The organism is Bradyrhizobium sp. BWA-3-5, from assembly GCF_032917985.1.
Taxonomy (GTDB): Bacteria; Pseudomonadota; Alphaproteobacteria; order Rhizobiales; family Xanthobacteraceae; genus Bradyrhizobium.
Genome location: NZ_CP136626.1, coordinates 1461845 through 1479550 on the forward strand (window position 1 = coordinate 1461845; position 17706 = coordinate 1479550).

The window sequence follows — 17706 nt, forward strand, 5'->3', positions numbered from 1 at the left end:
TCGCCGTCACTTCCTCATTTCATCTTTCAGGAGAACTGCATGCGTTGGTTTCAACGAATGATGGCGGCTGCCATCCTATCCGCGGTCACGGTCGCCGCAACTGTCGGCGCCTCCTACGGGCAGGACAAGGTGGTTCGCATCGGCTTCCAGAAATACGGCAAGCTGGTGCTGCTCAAGAGCAAAGACACACTGGAAGAGAAGCTGAAGGCCGAGGGCTACAAGGTGGTGTGGACCGAATTTCCGTCCGGCCCTCCGCTACTCGAAGCGCTCAATGTCGGCGCGATCGATTTCGGCAACACCGGCGAGGCGCCGCCGATCTTCGCGCAGGCCGCGGGTGCGCCGATCCAGTACGTCGCCTATGAGCCGCCAGCGCCGAAAGGCGAGGCGATCCTGGTGCCGAAGAACAGCAAGCTGAACGCGGTGGCCGACCTGAAGGGCAAGAAGGTCGCGCTGAACAAGGGCTCCAACGTTCACTATCTCCTCGTAAAGGCGCTGGAGAAGGCGGGCGTCAAATATTCCGAGATCGAACCGGTGTTTCTTGCGCCGGCCGACGCGCGCGCGGCGTTCGAACGCGGCGCGGTAGATGCCTGGGTGATCTGGGATCCGTTCCAGGCGGCAGCGGAGGCTGCGACCGGCGCGCGCACGCTGTCTGACGGCACCGGCATCGTCTCGAACTACCAGTTCTATTTCTCATCGAAGAAGTTCCTGGAAGGCGATCCGAAGATCGTCGACCTCGTGCTCGCTCAACTCGGCGAAGTCGACGACTGGGCCAAGGGCGACATCCATGCCGTCGCCGAGCAACTGGCGCCGGCGATCGGGCTTTCCGTTCCGGTCGTCGAAGTTGCACTTAAGCGGCAGTCCTACGGCATCAAGCCGATCACCGAAAGCGTGGTTGCCGACCAGCAGCAGGTCGCCGACACCTTCTTCGCGCTCGGCCTTATCCCCAAGCAAATCAAGATTTCTGACGTGGCCCGGAGGTCCGGATCGTGAGCACGCAACAGAACGCTAACATCCTCTGGTTCCTGCCGACCCACGGCGACGGCCGTTATCTCGGCACCACCATCGGCGGGCGCGAGGTGAACTTCAACTATCTGCGCCAGATCGCGCAAGCCGCCGATCAGCTCGGCTATTTCGGCGTGCTGCTGCCGACGGGGCGAAGCTGCGAGGACTCCTGGGTGGTCGCCTCGGCCGTGGCGCCGTGGACCGAACGGCTGCGCTATCTGGTGGCGGTGCGGCCCGGCCTGCAATCGCCGAGCGTTGCCGCGCGCATGACCGCAACGCTGGATCGCGTTTCAAACGGGCGGCTGCTGGTCAACGTCGTGACCGGCGGCGACCCGACCGAGAACAAGGGTGACGGCATATTCCTGCCGCATGACGAGCGCTACGCGGTGACGCGTGAGTTCCTCAACGTCTATAGCGATCTGCTCGCCGGCGAGACCGTGAACGTCGAGGGCAAGCACATCCGTATCGAGGATGGCCGTCTGCTGTTCCAGCCGGTGCAGTCGCCGCGGCCGCCGCTCTATTTCGGCGGATCGTCGGATGCGGGCATCGACGTCGCCGTCGACACCGTCGACAAATATCTGACCTGGGGCGAGCCGCCGGCGCAGGTCGCCGAGAAGGTCAACCGCGTGAAGGCCGTGGCCGCCGCGCGCGGCCGCAAGCTGTCGTTCGGCATCCGCCTGCATGTCATCGTGCGCCAGACCAATGCGGAGGCATGGAAGGCCGCCGATGAATTGATCCAGCACGTCACCGACGAGACGATCGCCTCGGCACAGAAAATCTTCTCGCGGATGGATTCGGTCGGCCAGCAGCGCATGGCGCAGCTTCATGGCGGCCGCCGCGACAAGCTTGAAATCAGCCCCAACCTCTGGGCCGGCGTCGGCCTGGTGCGCGGCGGCGCAGGCACCGCGCTGGTCGGCGATCCCCAAACGGTGGCGGCGCGGATCAGGGAATATCAGGATATCGGCATCGATACCTTCATCATGTCGGGTTACCCGCACCTGGAGGAAGCCTATCGGTTCGCCGAACTGGTGTTCCCGCTGCTGTCGTTGGCGCACAGCAACGTCACGCCGATCCGCGTCAACACCGGCCCGTTCGGCGAAACCATCGGCTATGAGTATCGGCCCCACAAACAAGCGTCGCAGTCATGAGCTTGATCGACAGTCTTCCCCGCACAGGCGCACCGAAATTGCCGAGGGTCGATGGTCTGATCCCGTGGATCGTGCCGCTCGCCATCATCCTGATCTGGCAGGTGGCCTGCGTCACCGGCTTCGTCGCGGCGCGGGTGCTGCCGGCGCCCACCGATGTGGCGCTGGCGGGATGGAAACTCCTGCAGTCAGGTGAGCTCGCGCGCAACATCTGGGTCAGCTTCTGGCGTGCCAGCGTTGGCTTCTTGATCGGCGGCAGCATCGGCTTCTCCTTCGGCCTCGCCAATGGCCTGTCGCAGCTTTCCAGCAAGCTGACCGATACGACGCTGCAGATGGCGCGCAACATTCCGCATCTGGCGCTGATTCCGCTGGTCATCCTGTGGTTCGGCATCGACGAGTCAGCGAAATTATTCCTCGTCGCGCTCGGCGTGTTCTTCCCGATCTATCTCAATACACTGCACGGCATCCGCACCGTCGATCCGCAATTGGTTGAGATGGGCCGCATCTACGGCATGACCGACGGAGAGTTGTTCCGCCGGGTGATTTTCCCCGGCGCGCTGCCGTCGATCTTCGTCGGCCTGCGCTTCGCGCTCGGCATCATGTGGCTGACGCTGATCGTGGCGGAAACCATCGCCGCGTCATCGGGCCTTGGCTACATGGCGATGCAGGCGCGCGAGTTCATGCTGATCGATGTCGTGGTGCTCTCGATCCTGATCTATGCGCTGCTTGGCAAGCTCGCCGACAGCGCCTCGCGGGCATTGGAGCGGCTGACGCTATCCTGGCACCCGGCCTTCCAGAAACACTGAGGACAAGAAATGCAAGAAGCCCTTCGCTTTCGTTCCCTGGACGCCGAACTGGTTAAGCGCGCTGATTATGTCGAACAGGCGCGACAGCTCCGGCTCGCGCCGGACGTACCTTCCCGCGGCCTGTCGCTGACCATCCGGGGCCTGCGCAAATCCTTCGGGGACAATGAGGTGCTGCGCGGCATCGATCTGCATATCCCTGCCGGCCAGTCGGTCGCCATCGTCGGCCGCAGCGGCTGCGGCAAGAGCACGCTATTGCGGCTGATTGCCGGCCTGGAAAGCGCCACCGCCGGCACGATCAGCCTTGGTGAAGACGCACGCCCGGAAGATGTCCGCGTCATGTTCCAGGAGCCGCGGCTGCTGCCATGGGCACGCGTGCTGTCGAATGTCGAAGTCGGTCTCGGACGCGAGCGGCATTCGCCTGACGCGCAGGCGCGCGCCGAAAGCGCGCTGGGCGAGGTTGGTCTCGCCGACAAGCGGACGCAATGGCCGGCGGTCCTATCAGGCGGACAGAAGCAGCGTGTGGCGCTTGCCCGTGCGCTGGTCAGCCAGCCGCGCGTCCTCGCCTTCGACGAGCCGCTCGGCGCGCTGGATGCATTGACGCGCATTTCGATGCAGCGGCTGCTCGAGCGGGTCTGGCATGACCAGGGTTTTACCGCGATCCTGGTGACGCATGATGTCACTGAGGCGGTGGCGCTGGCCGACCGCGTGCTGGTGATCGAGGACGGCCGCATCGCCCAGGATTTCAGCGTCGATGTCCCGCGCCCGCGGCAGCGCGGCTCGGCCGAGCTGGCGGCCCTGGAAGGCGCGATCTTGAAGAATCTGCTGGAAGGCACGGAAGATACTTCCGACCTGTGAGGTGCTCCATGAACTCGATCCTGCGTTCCGTCTCGGTCGAAAGCGAAATCACTCCGGGCGACTTCCGCAACGCCATGCGCCAGTTGACGGGCGGCGTCAGCATCGTCACCGCGGGCATAGGCTGGGACATCTCCGGCATGACGGTCACTGCGGTGTCGTCACTGTCGGTCGATCCACCGTCCCTGATCGTCAGCATCAACCGGGAAGCTTCGTCATGGCCGCTTGTGAGGCGGTATGGCTTCTTCGGCGTCAACATCCTGACGGCGGACCAGATTGACATCGCCGAACGCTTTACCGGCAAGGACGGTCTGAAGGGCGCCGAACGCTTCGCCGGCGCGCACTGGACGACGCGCGTATCAGGCGTGCCGCTGCTGACAGGCGCGCTGGCGGCGATCGATTGCGAAGTCGAGGATGTCGTCGAGCGCCATTCGCATGCGATCGTCATCGGCCGCGTGCTTGACGTGACGGTCTCGCCGCGCACGGCGGCGCTGGCCTACTGGCAGGGCCAGTATGTCGCCATCGATCGCGATGAAGATGCGCTGCGGCTGGCGGAAGTCAGCGTGCCCAAGCCGCACGCCACGCGAAGCGCCAGACGATAGACGCCGAAGTTCCGGATTTCCGCCGTTCGGCGGGCTGGCCATTTGCCATCAGTCGTTCTAGATATCCGCGATGAAGCGGATTGCGGCTTGGGCATTCTACGGCGTGGGCGCAATCGCGATCGCCTATCTCGCGCTGTATGCCTATGCCCTTTTCACGCAGCCCGATTTCAAACCGGGCGATCCCATCCACATTTTCCGCAAGCCGGATGCGCCGAGTTATTCCGCTCTCTCAACGTCATTGCGAGCGTAGCGAAGCAATCCATGCTTCGGCATAACGGATAGATGGATTGCTTCGTCGCTTGCGCTCCTCGCAATGACGGCGGCTGCTACCCCGCCGTCATGAACCGCTGCTGCTCGCCCGCACCCGCCGGCGTGATCGGGATGCCGCCGTCGGCGTATTCATTCAGCTTGTTGCGCAGCGTGCGGATCGAGATGCCGAGGATGTTGGCGGCGTGGGTGCGATTGCCGAGGCAGTGCTTGAGCGTCTCCAGGATCAGGTCGCGCTCGACATCGGCGACGGTGCGGCCGACCAGCGCACGGGTGACCTGCTCGGCGGCAAAGGTCGCATGCGCGACCGCGGGCGCGGTCTTGGCGAGGTCGAGGCGATCGCCGTCGGGGGTGACGATCGCGTCGGGGCCGATCTCGTCGCCCTGCGCCATCAACACCGAACGGTGGATGGTGTTTTCCAGCTCGCGGACGTTGCCCTGCCAGCGATTCGAGGTCAGCACGCGGCGCGCCTCGGCCGAGATCGGCCGCAGCGGCACGCCGTTGGCCTCGGCGTATTTCTTGGCGAAATGCTGCGCCAGTTCGAGGATGTCGGCCGGGCGGTCGCGCAGCGGCGGGATCTTCAGGTTGACGACGTTGAGGCGGAACAGCAGGTCCTCGCGGAAGGTGCCTTCGCGCACGGCGTCTGCGAGGTTGCGGTTCGATGTCGCGATGATGCGGATATCGACGGCGACCGGCTTGGTGCCGCCGACGCGGTCGATCACGCGCTCCTGAATCGCGCGCAACAGTTTGGATTGCAGGCGGACGTCCATTTCAGAAATTTCATCGAGCAGCAGGGTGCCGCCGGAGGCTTCCTCGAATTTGCCGATGCGGCGGGCCACCGCACCGGTGAAGGCGCCCTTCTCATGACCGAACAATTCGGATTCCAGGAGGTGCTCGGGGATCGCCGCGCAATTGATCGAGATGAAGGGACGCTTGGCGCGGTTCGAGCGCGAGTGGACGTAGCGCGCCAGCACTTCCTTGCCGGTGCCGGATTCGCCGGTGATCATCACGGAAGCGTCCGAGCCCGCGATCTGCTGCGCCAGCTTGATCACCTTGCCCATGGCTTCGTCGCGATAGACGAGATCGCGGGAATCATTGGCGACGGCGGCGAGCACGGCGGCGATCAGTTCGGGATCGGGCGGCAGCGGGATGTATTCCTTGGCGCCGGCATGGATCGCGGCGACCGCGGCGCGGGCGTCGTTGGAGATGCCGCAGGCTACGATCGGCACATGGATATGCTCGGCTTCCAGCCGCATCACGAGGTCGCGGATGTCGAGGGCGACGTCAACCAGCAGGAGGTCGGCGCCCTTGCCGCCGCGCAACACGCCCATCGCCTGTTCGATCGCCTCGGCATGGGTCACGGATGCTCCGTTTTCCATCGCGATCTTGGTGGCTGTCGTGAGCTGGCCCTTCAAGGTGCCAACGATAAGAAGCCGCATGTCTGTCTCCTGTCCGTCTGTTCGCGCCTTGCAGGCGCGTATCGCCAAAATTGCTAGCTGCGTTCAGCCTTGATGATTTCCGTCATGGTCACGCCCAGCTTGTCTTCCACCAGCACGACTTCGCCACGCGCCACCAGGCGGTTGTTGACGTAAATGTCGATGGCCTCACCGACGCGGCGGTCGAGTTCGAGCACGGTGCCGGGACCGAGCTTGAGCAGCTCGCCGACATCCATCTTGGAGCGGCCGAGCACGGCCGAAACCTGTACCGGTACGTCGAACACGGCCTCGAGGTCGGCTGCGATGCGCGAGGCCTGTTCGTCCTCGTTGTAGGCGAGGTCGTCGACCGGCGGTGCGTCCGCGGCGTTGAGGTCGGGAAGCGGTACCTGTGCGTCGGTGTCACTCATGGTTCAGTCCTCATGGCCTTTACGCGCAGGCCGGATCGCGCGACGCCAGATAGCGTCCGACGAGTTCGCTGATTTTCGCCTCGATGGCCGCGCGCTCCAGCACGACGCCGCCATCCGCCCATTCGATCCGGCAGTCGCCGGTGGCGATGCCGGGCTCGGCCAGGATCACCAGCCGTCCCTCGAAACCGCTTTGCGCGGCCTGTCGTTCGATCTTCGCGCGGGCCGCCTCATAGAGCTGGTCGTTGATGCGAACGACGAGATGCGGGGTCGCGACCAGATGCGAGAAGCAGTCGCTGACCAGCGCCATGATCTCGCCGAGCGGCTCGCGCGCGACCAGCTCACTGCACAGCTTGCGCGCCACCGCGACCGCAACGTCCACCGCCTCGGTCTCCATCTTGGCCTCGATGCCGGAATAGCGCGTCGCGATGGCCTTGATGGCGATGCCGATCTCCTCCAGCGCCAGCGCCGAGCGGCGGTCGCTTTCGACCTTCGCCTCATGCTGTGCCGCCTCATAACCGGCGCGATAGGCGCGCGCCTCGGCCTCCGCGACCTTCTGCGCGATCTCGGCATCGGTGGCCGCCTTTTCGCGCGCCTTGTTGGGTGCGGCGAAGTCGGTATCGAACAGGAATTTTGCGGGCGCGGCCATCAATACACCAGCTCGTCGTCGGCGCGGTTCTTGGTCAGGGTGATTTCGCCGCGCGCGGCCATGTCCTTGGCGAGGTTGACGAGCAGCGCCTGCGCCTCGTCGACGTCGCGCAGCCGCACCGGGCCCATCGCGGCCATGTCGTCCATCAGCATCTTGCCGGCGCGCGAGGACATGTTGCCGAGGAAGAAGCCGCGCACCTCCTCATTGGCGCTCTTGAGTGCGATGCCGAGCTTGTCCTTGTCGACGTTGCGCATCAACGTCTGCGCCGAAGCGGAATCCAGCTTGATCAGGTCGTCGAAGGTGAACATCAGCGCCTTGATGCGCTCGGCGGATTCGCGGTTTTCCTCTTCCAGCGAGGTGATGAAGCGGGTTTCGGTCTGGCGGTCGAAATTGTTGAAGATTTCGGCCATCACCTCGTGGGCGTCGCGGCGGCGGGTCTGCGACAAATTGGACATGAATTCGGTGCGCAGCGTCTGCTCGACGCGCTCGATGACTTCCTTCTGTACCGCTTCCATCTTCAGCATGCGGCCGACGACGTCCAGGGCGAGATCCTCGGGCAGGATCGCCAGCACGCGCGCGGCATGCTCCGGCTTCAGCTTCGACAGCACCACCGCAATGGTCTGCGGATATTCGTTCTTGAGGTAGTTGGCGAGCACCTCTTCCTGCACGTTGGAGAGCTTCTCCCACATGTTGCGGCCGGCGGGGCCGCGGATTTCGTCCATGATGCCGGTGACGCGCTCGGACGGCAGGTATTGCTGCAGCAGCCGTTCGGTGGCGTCGAAGGTGCCCATCAGCGCGCCGGATGCCGACATGCGCGAGACGAATTCGAGCAGGAGGTCCTCGACCACTTCGGCTTCGACGGTGCCGAGCGTCGACATGTGGATCGAAAGCTCGCGCACTTCGTCGTCATCGAGCAGCGACCACACCTTGCCGCCATATTGTTCGCCAAGCGCCAGCATCAGGATCGCGGCGCGCTTCGGCCCGCTCAGCGGCTTGCTCTTGGGACGATTGCTCTGACGGCTCGCCAGCGCCGAGATGACGGTGGTGATGTCGTTGGCGTTGATGTTTTGTTGTTGCGGTACGGCGGCCATGTCAGCTCTCGGCAGGTTCGCTCAGCCATTGCCGAACAATGGAGGCGGTCTCGTTGGGATTGCGTTCGGCCAGTTCCCCGACGCGGTGCACGGCCTGGGCGTGGACCTGGCCCTGCACCTGGGCGACGTCGATCAACTGCGCGGTGCCGCTGGTGCCGGCGATCAGGGCCTGATTGGGCCCGAGCTCACCGTTGGGCCCGCTGCCCTCGATCAGCGCGGGCGAAGGCTCGGCCGCGGGGACGACTTCGGCGGCTAGGATGCGCTTGACCAGCGGCCGGATCACCAGGAACAGCACGACAAGGCCGAGCAGCATCATGACGCCGAGTTCGATGACGTGCATGACGTCGTCCTTGGTGAACTGCAGGAAGCCGAGCAGGCCGCCGGGCTCGACGACGGGCGGCACGGTCGGCGCCTCGGCAAAGCGCAGGTTGACGACTTCGACCTGGTCCCCGCGCTTCTGGTCGAAACCGATCGCCGAGCGCACCAGCGCGGCGATGCGGTCGAGCTGCTCCTTGCTGCGGTCCTGGTAGACCATCTCGCCTTTTTCGTTCTTGGCATAGGCGCCGTCGACCAGCACTGCGACCGAGATCCGGTTGACGCGTCCGGCCTCGGTGACTTCGGTCTTGGTGGTGCGCGAAATCTCGTAATTGTTGGTTTCTTCGCTCTTCTTGCTCTGGTCGCGGGCGGCCGTGGTGGCGCCGGCCTGGTTGCCGGGCAGCTCGTTGTTGACGGTGACCTGGCCGCCGTCGCCGGCGCTGGCGGAAGATTCCTCGCGGGTCTGGCTCGAGCGCAGCACGCGGCCCTCGGGATCGAACTTGTCCGAGGTCTGGGTAACCTTGTTGTAGTCGAAATCGGCGGTGAGCTGGACTCGGGCGCGGCCCTGGCCGACCACCGAGGAGACGATCGCCTCGACTTCGTTGCGCATGCGCTTCTCGAAGGCGGTGCGGCGCTCGTCGCCAACGGCGATATCGGGATCCTTGCTGGCGCCGTCGGCGAGCAGGCGGCCACCTTCATCGACGATCGATACGCGCTGCGGCTTCAGCCCGTTGACGGCGGAGGCAACGACATGGCGGATGGCGCGAATCTGCTGGGCCTCGAGGCTGCCGCGCACCCGCACCACGATCGAAGCAGATGGCTCCGGCGCCTCGCGCGCGAACAACGGGCGCTCCGGCAGCACGAGATGGACGCGGGCCGCCTGGATGCGATCGATGGCGCGGATGGTGCGGGCGAGCTCGCCCTCCAATGCGCGCAGATGATTGATGTTCTGGACGAAGCTCGTGGTGCCGAGGGCGTCGGACTTGTCAAAGATCTCGTAGCCGACGCCGCCGCCCTTGGGCAGGTTGCTTTCGGCAAGCTTCATCCGCAACCGCGTGACCTTGTCCTTCGGCACCATGATGACCGCGCCTTCATTGCGCAGCTCGAAGGGAATCGCCTGGCGTTCCAGATCCTTGATGATGCTAGAGGAATCTTCGTAGGAGAGGTCAGTGAACAGGGTGGTCATCTGCGGCGTGGTGACGCGCATGATGACGAAGGCGAAAAAGGCAATCAGGGCGGTCGTCACGGCGACCATGGCCATCAGCCGCCCAGCGCCCAGGCCTTTCAGAAAAGCAACGAGACTTTGCACCAACCGCCCCCAGGGATTCGGCCCCAGGGACCGACTGGGCAATTATTGCCTAGGGGATGGTTTCCATATGGTTAACGACCGTTAAAGCGTCGCTATTAGTTCGAGCATGCAAAAAACCGGCTTCGCAGAACGAAGCCGGTTTTCATCAAATGTTTCGGTCGGGAGGGCTTACTGCCGATACTGCTGGATCCGGGTCGTCCGGAGGCCTGCCAGCCCATGCTGATCGATTGAGAACTGCCAGGAAAGAAATTCGTCGACGGTCAAGGTATAGCGGCTGCAGGCCTCTTCGAGGGAAAGCAGGCCGCCACGGACCGCGGCGACGACTTCCGCCTTGCGACGGATCACCCAACGTTTGGTGCCGGGCGCGGGCAGGTCAGCAATTGTTAACGGACTGCCGTCAGGCCCGATGACGTATTTTACCCTCGGGCGATGGGGTTCTGTCATGGCGTACTCACAAACTCTCAACCACTGAACTCACGGTGGTAAATCTACGCCCCGCGGCTTAAAATTTGCCTAAGCCTACGGCTTCAATACGAATCTCCTTGAAAATGACCAGAAATGGCCACGGCCCGGCCCCCTGGAACGCCTGTGCGTCCGCTGGGGGTCCGGGCCGGGAACCGCCTGATGCCGGGATGAGCGGTCGACCGGGGGCCGGCTCTTAGGATTTCGAGCGCATCACCCGCTTGATCTTGTCGGTGGTGTAGCTCTGCCCGCCGATCGACAGCAGCGGCGGCGAAGAGGTCAGGTCGACGGAATCGACGACGCCCTGGACTTCGGTGGAAATAGCCACGTTGTTGCCTTTGCTGTCCGTGCCGGTAGCGGTCAGGGTGTAGGTTCCGGGCGGCCACTGCACGCCGTCATTGCCCTTGCCATCCCAGACGAAGGAGGAGCCGCCCTTCTTCAGGTTGAAGTTGCCGCTGTAGGCGGTCTGTCCTGCCGAATTGGTGATCGTGATCTTCGCGGTCGTGTCTTGCTCGGAATTGAAATTCCAGGTCGCCGACTTGTCGAACTGCGCCTTGCTGCCGTCGATGGCAACGGTGTTGCCGACATAGACGAGCGCCTGCGTCGCCTGGGCGCCCTTTTCGATCTCGACCAGCGACTTCAACTGCTCGTTCGACTTGAGCTGCTGCTCAATGCCGGCGAACTGCACGAGCTGTTGGGTGAACTGGTTGGTGTCGAGCGGATCCAGCGGATTCTGATTCTGGAGCTGCGTGGTCAGCAAAGTGAGAAAGGTCTGGAAATTATCCGCGATCCCGGTCGTCTTGTCCGACGCGGTCTTGTTACCCGTCGCGCTACCGGTCCCGGGAGCCGAAACGACCGGCGTCGGCATGGTTGCATCAACTGCCATGGCGATCTCCTTTACACGCTAATGTCGACGCCGCCGCTCGCACCGAGCATGCGGCCATAGCTGCGTCCGGCAACGACGGCCGGCACGCTGTCTTCCTCGCTGACGACGATGCGGTGCGCGTTCGGATTTCCCTGGTTGCCGTCGTTCTGGCCCTGCGAGGACTGGTCGCGCAGGCTGAACTGCAACCCGCCATTGCCGGTCGAGAGCCCGGCATTATCGAGTGCGCGCTGCAGCTGGTTGGCATCCTGGCGCAGCATCGAGAGCGTCTCCGGCCGCTCGACGGTGAGGTGCGACATCACCTGGCCATGACGGTCGACATCGATGCGAACGTCGATGCGGCCGAGTTCGGCGGGATCGAGCCGGATCTCGAAGCGGGTCTTGCCGCTTCTGGCCGATGCGGCGATTTCCATCGCGAGCCCGCTGACTGGCACGGCGGCATCGGTAGCGGCAGTCGCGGTGAGCTGGGACGCGGCTGCCGGCGCCGCGGCGTGAGCGTTTGGTTGTTGTGTCGGGACCGCGCCGACAGCCTGCAAGCCGTTGACCGAGGCATTGACCGGCGTCTGGCCAACATTCCCGGCAAGCTGCGCGCTGGCATTGGCGGGCGCGGCAGGCGGCGTGATGGCATTGCCTGACGTGTCGGCCTTCACGGCTTCAGCGAGGCCGTCGGTCTTCGGCTTGGCGGCGGCTTCGGTCGGCGGCGTGACGGCCGACACGATGGTATCGGCAGCAGGTGCCGTCGGTGCGGCGGTATCGGTGCTGTCGATCGTGCCGGGCTGCTGCTCGACCGCCGCTGTCGCGCCCTTCTTGGCGAGATCGGCACCCTTGGACGGCACGGCGGATTTGGTCGCGGCCGGCGTCGCCGCGACCACTGCAGCGGCCTGAGCGATGCCTCCGATAACGGATGGATCGCCGGACGTCGCCTGGGCGCTGACAGCCTGGCCGACGCCAGCTTGCGCGGCGGTCTTCACCGTGGTCTCCGCCGGTGCGCCGTTCGCGGCCGCCGGGGAAGTGGCTCCGGTGTCGCCGTCCGTCGCTTCGGCGGAGGGCGTCGCCGGAGCGGTTTCGGCGGCCACCGAAGCGGAAGCTGCGATCGCGGCTGCTGCGATGGCGAGCGGGGCGGCCGCCTTGTCGTTTGCCGGCGCCGCAGAGGTCGATTGCGTCGGCGTTGCAGCAGCAGGGATTGCGGCGGCTATGGCATCGGCCGTCGTGACGGTCGTTCCATTCTGCGTCATCTCGGTCTGATCGGCGGCGGAGATATCGCCGGAGGTTGCCTGTGTGGTTTCGTCGGAATTGACCTTGTCTGATTTCGGCGCGTCGGATTTCGATTTGGTGCGGCGCGTTGTCGTCGCCTTGGTGTCGGCATCGACGGTCGTGTCGGTGTCGGCCTTGGCGTCGGCCTTGCCGTCGTCACGCACGTTGTCGTCGTTACGGGCCTTGTCGTTGCGGGCCTTGGCGGCTGCGTTGCGATCATTCGAATCATTGCGCGCGGCCTTGTCGGACGCGGCGGCGTTGTCGCGCGCGCGGCTGCCGGATGCCGGTGTATCGTCGGAGCGGCGCGGGGCAGGCGCATGGTCCTGCGCGCGATTGTCGTTGCGGCTTGCCGCGGTGTTGCTGTCGACCAGCGCGGCGAAGCTGTCGTTTCCGGCAGGGGGATCGGAATCCGGCCGGGCGGATTTCGCCGCCGCGCTCTGGAAAGATGCGTTTGCCAATACTTCTGACGTGACACTAACCACGGGCGACCCTCGCGCTGAGCTCTCGGCTACCCTTCAGCAAGGACCGGGCCACCCGGGTTCGAAAAATATTATTAAGTTGTTTCAATGCCTTGTGAGGAAGACGGTCGGGCGGCGCGGCAGGGTTTCCGCCGCCTTTTCTGCCCGGCGGCAAGATTTGCCGTCCCGGACCCGCTCCAAAATGGCGGGCGGCTGATTGCTTCGCGGGAATACGGCCTATATTAAAGAGCGGCGTCCAATCCGGGCCGGAATGGACCAAATGATGTCGTAAGGTCTTGGAAATAAAGGCCGTTTAACCCAAGCGGGCCGCCCGGCGCCCGCGATTGAAGTCGATGACCCCTGGCATGCGAAACAGTCTGGATTTCGAGGGCCGCCCGCAGGACACGCGGGTCGTGGTCGCCATGTCCGGCGGCGTCGATTCCTCGGTGACGGCTGCCCTACTGAAGTCCGAGGGCTACGACGTGGTCGGGATCACGCTGCAGCTCTACGACCATGGCGCGGCCACCCATCGCAAGGGCGCCTGCTGCGCCGGGCGCGACATCCACGACGCCCGCAACGTCGCCGAACGGATCGGCGTCCCGCATTACGTGCTGGATTATGAAAGCCGCTTCCGCGAGTCCGTGATCGACAATTTTGCCGACAGCTACTCGCAGGGCGAGACGCCGGTGCCCTGCATCGAGTGCAACCGCTCGATCAAGTTTCGCGACCTGCTTTCGACGGCGCGCGAACTCGGCGCGCAGGCGCTCGCGACCGGGCACTATGTTGCCTCGCGCCGCCTCGCCGACGGATCGCGCGCGCTGGTCTGCGCGGCGGACGCCGATCGCGACCAGAGCTATTTCCTGTTCGCGACCACGCGCGAGCAGCTCGACTATTTGCGCTTTCCGCTCGGCGACATGACCAAGCCGCAGACGCGCGAGCTGGCGCGGCGCTTCGGGCTCGAAGTCGCCGACAAACAGGACAGTCAGGACATCTGCTTCGTGCCGACGGGCCGCTATACCGACATCATCGGGCGGCTGAAGCCCGGCGCGATCGAGCCCGGCGACATCGTCGATCTCGAGGGACGGGTGATCGGCCGGCACCAGGGCATCGTTCATTACACCGTCGGCCAGCGCAAGGGCCTCGGCATTGCCGCCGGCGCACCGCTCTATGTCGTCAAGCTCGACGCTGGCACACGCCGCGTCGTGGTCGGCCCGCGCGACGCGCTGCGGATGGATCGCATCCTGCTGCGCGACGTCAACTGGATCGGAGACGGCGCGCTCGACCGTGTCATCGGCGAGGGCATCGAAATGTTCGTTCGCGTGCGCTCGACCCGTGCGCCGCAGCCGGCCTTTCTGCGCGCGGTCGATGGCGGTTATGAAGTCGAACTCGTTGCTGGCGAGGAGGGCGTGTCGCCCGGCCAGGCCTGCGTGTTCTACGATGCGCCTTCCGGACAGGCGCGCGTGCTCGGCGGCGGATTTATCAAGAGCGCGACCGCGCGCCGTGCGGTGACGGGGGCAGGGGCGCAGCAAGCGATAACGCCGCCACTTGCCGAGGCGATGCGCACGTAAAGAAAAAATCGGGGCAGGGGAAATGGCTGCGGACATCGACCGCGAGGGGGTCGAAAAGGCTTATGGGCGCTGGGCGCCGGTCTACGATCTGGTGTTCGGCAAGGTGTTTGACGAGGGCCGCCGGTCGACCATCGCGGAAGCCGACAAGATCGGCGGACGCGTTCTCGACGTCGGTGTCGGCACCGGGCTGTCGCTGTCGGAATATTCGCGTAATACGAAATTATGCGGCGTCGATATTTCCGAGCCGATGCTGCGGCGGGCGCTGAGGCGCGTGCGCGAGTTCGGGCTGACCAATGTCGAAACGCTCGCGGTGATGGACGCCAAGAACCTGGCGTTTCCGGATTCGTTTTTCGATGCGGTGGTGGCGCAATACGTCATCACGGCCGTGCCCGATCCTGAGGCCACGCTGGACGATTTCATCCGCGTGCTGAAGCCGGGCGGCGAACTCATCCTGGTCAATCACATCGGCGCGGAGAGCGGTCCACGGCGCGCCTTCGAGCTGGCCTTCGCCCCGATTGCGCGGCGGCTGGGCTGGCGGCCTGAATTTCCCTGGGAGCGCCTGACCAACTGGGCCGCCAAACATGGCGGCGTCACCTTGACCGAGCGGCGGCCGATGCCGCCGATGGGACATTTTTCGCTGATCCGCTATCGGAAATCGTGAAGGCATAGCGTTTTCAAGCGAAGTGGAGGCCCGATTCGCCTTAAGAAAACGCGTCAAATAAAAAAGCGACAGTCTGACGGCGGAACCTCCGCCAGCGCAGGCCGTTTTCCTGCATGGCAATGAAACGCGCACTGCTTCTCTCATGCGTGATGATGGTGGCCGCCGGCGTGGCGGCGGCGCAGGCTCCGCCCGGTCCGACCACACCGCCGGCCCCGACCGCGCCGCCATCGCCGCAACGCGCCGCCGATTGTGCACCGATGCAGCCGAAGCCCGATACCGGCGAGAAGGTTCCGGAGGGAACGACCACTGGCCAGCGGGCCGAGCCGCTCGGCGACAAGCTGGCCCGCTCCGACGGCGTATTATGTCCGCCTGCGGGCGTCGATCCCGAAATGCACGCGCCGGCGCCGCCGGATGTCGGCAAGACCCCGGTGATTCCGCCGCCCGGCAGCCCCGGCGGCGACCCGACAATCCGGCCGAAACAGTGAGTTTTGCGGAGAGTGGCGAAGTCGGCTCGCTTTGCTTGACAGCGGCTTGAGCCACTCCTTATATGCCGCGCGTTCGCGACCGCGGCATTGCCTGCCGCCACCGCGACGCCGTGGCGGGGTAGCTCAGCTGGTTAGAGCACGGGAATCATAATCCTGGGGTCGGGGGTTCGAGTCCCTCTCCCGCTACCACACCTCTCTCGATATCTTACTGCTCGCGTTCTGGTCGTCTACCCGCAGATTCTCGCTCGGTAACGGCCGCTGGCTCTCGCCGAAAAATGTGGGGGATAGGTCGGGCCGCACCAAGTGAAACCGGGCGGCACGAAGACCGCCCGGAGTCCCTCAACTCAGCTTACGCGGAACGCTTCGAAGCCGCGATCTGCTTGCTTCCCAAGTGGGTCTTCTCCTTCAGCACGTGATTGACCGCGCGAGCATTTATCTCGTACGCGGCGGCAATCTGGTGCTGGTACTGACCACTCCAGTAACGCAACCAAACATCGACTGCTTCGTCGTCGGTAAACTTCGTCTTGTTCAAGTCCGTGGTCCTTCTGTATGGACCGCTTGACTTTCCGAATCACGGACGCACTGTTACTTCTTAAGTGACACTGAAAGGCACGCGGCCTCAGGTGTGAACATGAAAGCCGGGCCGCCTGGGGAGGTGTGAGCCCGGTTTTCTTCGACATGTCACCGAATCGGTGTCCGCCCATTTTCAATCTTACGACGAGACGTGACTCCGAGTCTCGCTTTGTTCCGCAATCGCGGTTATCCACAGGCTCCAATCCCCGCAAAAGGCGGCGTGCCATTGCGGCGCTGTCTTGACTACTCTCGGGGCCGGCTGATGGCAGGGAGTCGCAGATCTCTATCGAAGGTGATCGCGATGGCATGGACGGTCCAAAGTACTCGAAGAACGTCGTGAATCGCGCCGGGAAGAAAATCGTCGAGCTATCTGGCCGCGAAGTCATCGTGGGAGACGATATTCAAGAGTATCTCCATGCCCTTGAAGTCGTGAACAATTGGCGATCGTCTCACAATTTCCTCTCAACACCTTCCACGTCGGCCTGCGCAGACGAGCGAAAGCGATCGATGCGGGCTCTATTACCGCGCAACGAATCAAGCGGCTTGCGTCGATTGAGTTGAAGCTCGTGCGCTTCCCAACGATGACGCTATCGCAGATGCAGGATATCGGAGGGTGCAGAGCGATCGTATCGAATGCATCGCAAGTCTATCGTTTATGCGACAGCTACTTTGCAAGCGACATCAAGCACTCACTGCATCAGAGAGATGACTACATCGCGAACCCCAAAGAATCCGGCTACCGTGGGGTACACCTCGTTTACCGGTACTTCTCGGACAAGAAGTCAGACTACAACACCTTGAAGATCGAGATGCAGTTACGGTCCCAATTGCAGCACGCATGGGCCACCCCTGTGGAACTGGTCGGAGCCCTCGTCCAGCAGGCATTGAAGTCAAGCTTAGGGGAACAAGAGTGGCTGCGGTTCTTTGCCCTGATGGGGTCGACCATTGCGATCCGGGAGGACACCGCACTTGTGCCCGATACCCCGCAGGATTACGCGTCATTGGTGAGCGAGTTGCGCGAGCATGCGCAGTCACTGGACGTGGCTAACAGGTTGCGGGCGTTCGGCACTGCGCTGCAAGTCTATGAGAGCTCGGCTTCGAGAGACAATCATTACTATCTGATCGAGGTGGATAACGCACAGAAGCTAGTGAACGTGACAAGTTTTAAACACAGCGAGTCCGAACTTGCGACTGCCAAATATCTAGAGACCGAGAAGAAACTCAAAGACAGGCCAAACTCGGACGCCGTTCTCGTGTCGGTCGATTCCATGGATGCCTTGCGCCGAGCCTATCCGAACTACTTCCTAGACACACGTGTTTTCGTCTCCCTGATGGAAGAGACCCTAAAATCGACTCGACGCCCGAAGAAGTCCTCACAGCAACTGGACCTTTTTAAGCGAATCCAAATCTGATTGCAGCGGCGAGCGGACAAGCCACCTCACTTCGCCATGCCGTATCTCGAAAAAAATGACGGCTTCGTTCGG

At 63.8% G+C, this 17706-nt stretch carries 19 protein-coding genes and 1 tRNA gene; 11 read left to right on the forward strand and 9 right to left on the reverse strand.

Going from position 1 to position 17706, the window contains the following annotated elements; genetic code table 11:
• Positions 1-39: 39 nt before the first annotated feature.
• The 6 genes from RX331_RS07095 (at position 40) to RX331_RS07120 (ending at position 4657) form a co-directional block, all read left to right on the forward strand.
• The gene (locus tag RX331_RS07095; RefSeq protein WP_317255897.1) at positions 40-990 is read left to right on the forward strand and encodes a sulfonate ABC transporter substrate-binding protein; all 951 of its coding nucleotides are present in this window, start codon (positions 40-42) and stop codon (positions 988-990) included.
• Positions 987-2150: an FMNH2-dependent alkanesulfonate monooxygenase gene (gene ssuD / locus RX331_RS07100; protein WP_317255898.1), complete on the forward strand. Its 1164-nt coding sequence runs from the start codon at positions 987-989 to the stop codon at positions 2148-2150. The genes RX331_RS07095 and ssuD overlap by 4 nt, the downstream gene beginning before the upstream one ends.
• Positions 2147-2953: an ABC transporter permease subunit gene (locus RX331_RS07105; RefSeq protein ID WP_317255899.1), complete on the forward strand. Its 807-nt coding sequence runs from the start codon at positions 2147-2149 to the stop codon at positions 2951-2953. Before ssuD ends, RX331_RS07105 begins: the two co-directional genes overlap by 4 nt.
• Before the next feature lie 9 nt (positions 2954-2962).
• Positions 2963-3808: an ATP-binding cassette domain-containing protein gene (locus RX331_RS07110; protein WP_317255900.1), complete on the forward strand. Its 846-nt coding sequence runs from the start codon at positions 2963-2965 to the stop codon at positions 3806-3808.
• 8 nt (positions 3809-3816) lie between these two features.
• Positions 3817-4407 carry a flavin reductase family protein gene (locus RX331_RS07115; protein WP_317255901.1) on the forward strand — a complete coding sequence of 197 codons (591 nt, stop codon included), beginning with the start codon at positions 3817-3819 and terminating at the stop codon, positions 4405-4407.
• A gap of 70 nt (positions 4408-4477) precedes the next feature.
• Positions 4478-4657, forward strand: coding sequence for a hypothetical protein (locus tag RX331_RS07120; RefSeq protein ID WP_317255902.1), 180 nt, complete (start codon positions 4478-4480; stop codon positions 4655-4657).
• A gap of 76 nt (positions 4658-4733) precedes the next feature.
• Here RX331_RS07120 and RX331_RS07125 read toward each other — a convergent pair whose 3' ends face one another.
• From RX331_RS07125 to RX331_RS07160, 8 genes are all read right to left on the reverse strand, one after another.
• Positions 4734-6113 (reverse strand): sigma-54 dependent transcriptional regulator, encoded by a 1380-nt coding sequence (locus RX331_RS07125; protein WP_317255903.1) that lies wholly within the window; start codon positions 6111-6113, stop codon positions 4734-4736.
• Between the two features lie 53 nt (positions 6114-6166).
• Complete coding sequence (fliN, locus tag RX331_RS07130) at positions 6167-6517, reverse strand: flagellar motor switch protein FliN (RefSeq protein ID WP_065731301.1); 351 nt, start codon at positions 6515-6517, stop codon at positions 6167-6169.
• Between the two features lie 19 nt (positions 6518-6536).
• Positions 6537-7163 (reverse strand): FliH/SctL family protein, encoded by a 627-nt coding sequence (locus RX331_RS07135; RefSeq protein WP_317255904.1) that lies wholly within the window; start codon positions 7161-7163, stop codon positions 6537-6539.
• Positions 7163-8254, reverse strand: coding sequence for a flagellar motor switch protein FliG (gene fliG, locus RX331_RS07140; protein WP_317255905.1), 1092 nt, complete (start codon positions 8252-8254; stop codon positions 7163-7165). The genes RX331_RS07135 and fliG overlap by 1 nt, the downstream gene beginning before the upstream one ends.
• Before the next feature lies 1 nt (position 8255).
• Complete coding sequence (fliF, locus tag RX331_RS07145; RefSeq protein WP_317255906.1) at positions 8256-9878, reverse strand: flagellar basal-body MS-ring/collar protein FliF; 1623 nt, start codon at positions 9876-9878, stop codon at positions 8256-8258.
• Positions 9879-10046: 168 nt separating this feature from the next.
• Positions 10047-10322: a DUF1153 domain-containing protein gene (locus RX331_RS07150; RefSeq protein ID WP_002714638.1), complete on the reverse strand. Its 276-nt coding sequence runs from the start codon at positions 10320-10322 to the stop codon at positions 10047-10049.
• A 214-nt stretch (positions 10323-10536) separates the two neighbouring features.
• Positions 10537-11226, reverse strand: coding sequence for a flagellar hook assembly protein FlgD (locus tag RX331_RS07155; protein ID WP_317255907.1), 690 nt, complete (start codon positions 11224-11226; stop codon positions 10537-10539).
• A gap of 11 nt (positions 11227-11237) precedes the next feature.
• Complete coding sequence (locus RX331_RS07160) at positions 11238-12935, reverse strand: flagellar hook-length control protein FliK (RefSeq protein WP_317255908.1); 1698 nt, start codon at positions 12933-12935, stop codon at positions 11238-11240.
• 365 nt (positions 12936-13300) lie between these two features.
• Between RX331_RS07160 and mnmA the strand changes: the two genes are divergently transcribed.
• The 4 genes from mnmA to RX331_RS07180 all read left to right on the forward strand — a co-directional run bounded on the left by mnmA (position 13301) and on the right by RX331_RS07180 (position 15838).
• Positions 13301-14503 carry a tRNA 2-thiouridine(34) synthase MnmA gene (gene mnmA / locus RX331_RS07165; RefSeq protein WP_317255909.1) on the forward strand — a complete coding sequence of 401 codons (1203 nt, stop codon included), beginning with the start codon at positions 13301-13303 and terminating at the stop codon, positions 14501-14503.
• Positions 14504-14525: 22 nt separating this feature from the next.
• On the forward strand, positions 14526-15164 hold the full coding sequence (locus RX331_RS07170) for a class I SAM-dependent methyltransferase (RefSeq protein WP_317255910.1): 639 nt from the start codon (positions 14526-14528) through the stop codon (positions 15162-15164).
• Between the two features lie 113 nt (positions 15165-15277).
• A complete protein-coding gene (locus tag RX331_RS07175; protein ID WP_317255911.1) occupies positions 15278-15649 on the forward strand; it encodes a hypothetical protein in 372 nt (123 codons plus the stop codon).
• Between the two features lie 112 nt (positions 15650-15761).
• Positions 15762-15838 (forward strand) — tRNA-Met (locus RX331_RS07180).
• A 160-nt stretch (positions 15839-15998) separates the two neighbouring features.
• Here RX331_RS07180 and RX331_RS07185 read toward each other — a convergent pair.
• Entirely contained in the window at positions 15999-16181 is a 183-nt protein-coding gene (locus RX331_RS07185) for a hypothetical protein (protein WP_317255912.1), read from the reverse strand.
• 478 nt (positions 16182-16659) lie between these two features.
• Here RX331_RS07185 and RX331_RS07190 point away from each other — a divergent pair, with 478 nt between their 5' ends.
• Complete coding sequence (locus tag RX331_RS07190) at positions 16660-17634, forward strand: RelA/SpoT domain-containing protein (RefSeq protein WP_317255913.1); 975 nt, start codon at positions 16660-16662, stop codon at positions 17632-17634.
• Positions 17635-17706: the final 72 nt, after the last annotated feature.

Coding starts and splice junctions, on each gene's coding strand:
- RX331_RS07110 (WP_317255900.1), top strand. CDS start 2,963: ATGCAAGAAGCCCTTCGCTTTCGTTCCCTGGACGCCGAACTGGTTAAG.
- RX331_RS07170 (WP_317255910.1), top strand. CDS start 14,526: ATGGCTGCGGACATCGACCGCGAGGGGGTCGAAAAGGCTTATGGGCGC.
- RX331_RS07155 (WP_317255907.1), bottom strand. CDS start 11,226: ATGGCAGTTGATGCAACCATGCCGACGCCGGTCGTTTCGGCTCCCGGG.
- RX331_RS07135 (WP_317255904.1), bottom strand. CDS start 7,163: ATGGCCGCGCCCGCAAAATTCCTGTTCGATACCGACTTCGCCGCACCC.
- RX331_RS07125 (WP_317255903.1), bottom strand. CDS start 6,113: ATGCGGCTTCTTATCGTTGGCACCTTGAAGGGCCAGCTCACGACAGCC.
- fliG (WP_317255905.1), bottom strand. CDS start 8,254: ATGGCCGCCGTACCGCAACAACAAAACATCAACGCCAACGACATCACC.
- RX331_RS07105 (WP_317255899.1), top strand. CDS start 2,147: ATGAGCTTGATCGACAGTCTTCCCCGCACAGGCGCACCGAAATTGCCG.
- mnmA (WP_317255909.1), top strand. CDS start 13,301: ATGCGAAACAGTCTGGATTTCGAGGGCCGCCCGCAGGACACGCGGGTC.
- RX331_RS07150 (WP_002714638.1), bottom strand. CDS start 10,322: ATGACAGAACCCCATCGCCCGAGGGTAAAATACGTCATCGGGCCTGAC.
- RX331_RS07175 (WP_317255911.1), top strand. CDS start 15,278: ATGGCAATGAAACGCGCACTGCTTCTCTCATGCGTGATGATGGTGGCC.
- RX331_RS07115 (WP_317255901.1), top strand. CDS start 3,817: ATGAACTCGATCCTGCGTTCCGTCTCGGTCGAAAGCGAAATCACTCCG.
- fliN (WP_065731301.1), bottom strand. CDS start 6,517: ATGAGTGACACCGACGCACAGGTACCGCTTCCCGACCTCAACGCCGCG.
- RX331_RS07120 (WP_317255902.1), top strand. CDS start 4,478: ATGAAGCGGATTGCGGCTTGGGCATTCTACGGCGTGGGCGCAATCGCG.
- RX331_RS07095 (WP_317255897.1), top strand. CDS start 40: ATGCGTTGGTTTCAACGAATGATGGCGGCTGCCATCCTATCCGCGGTC.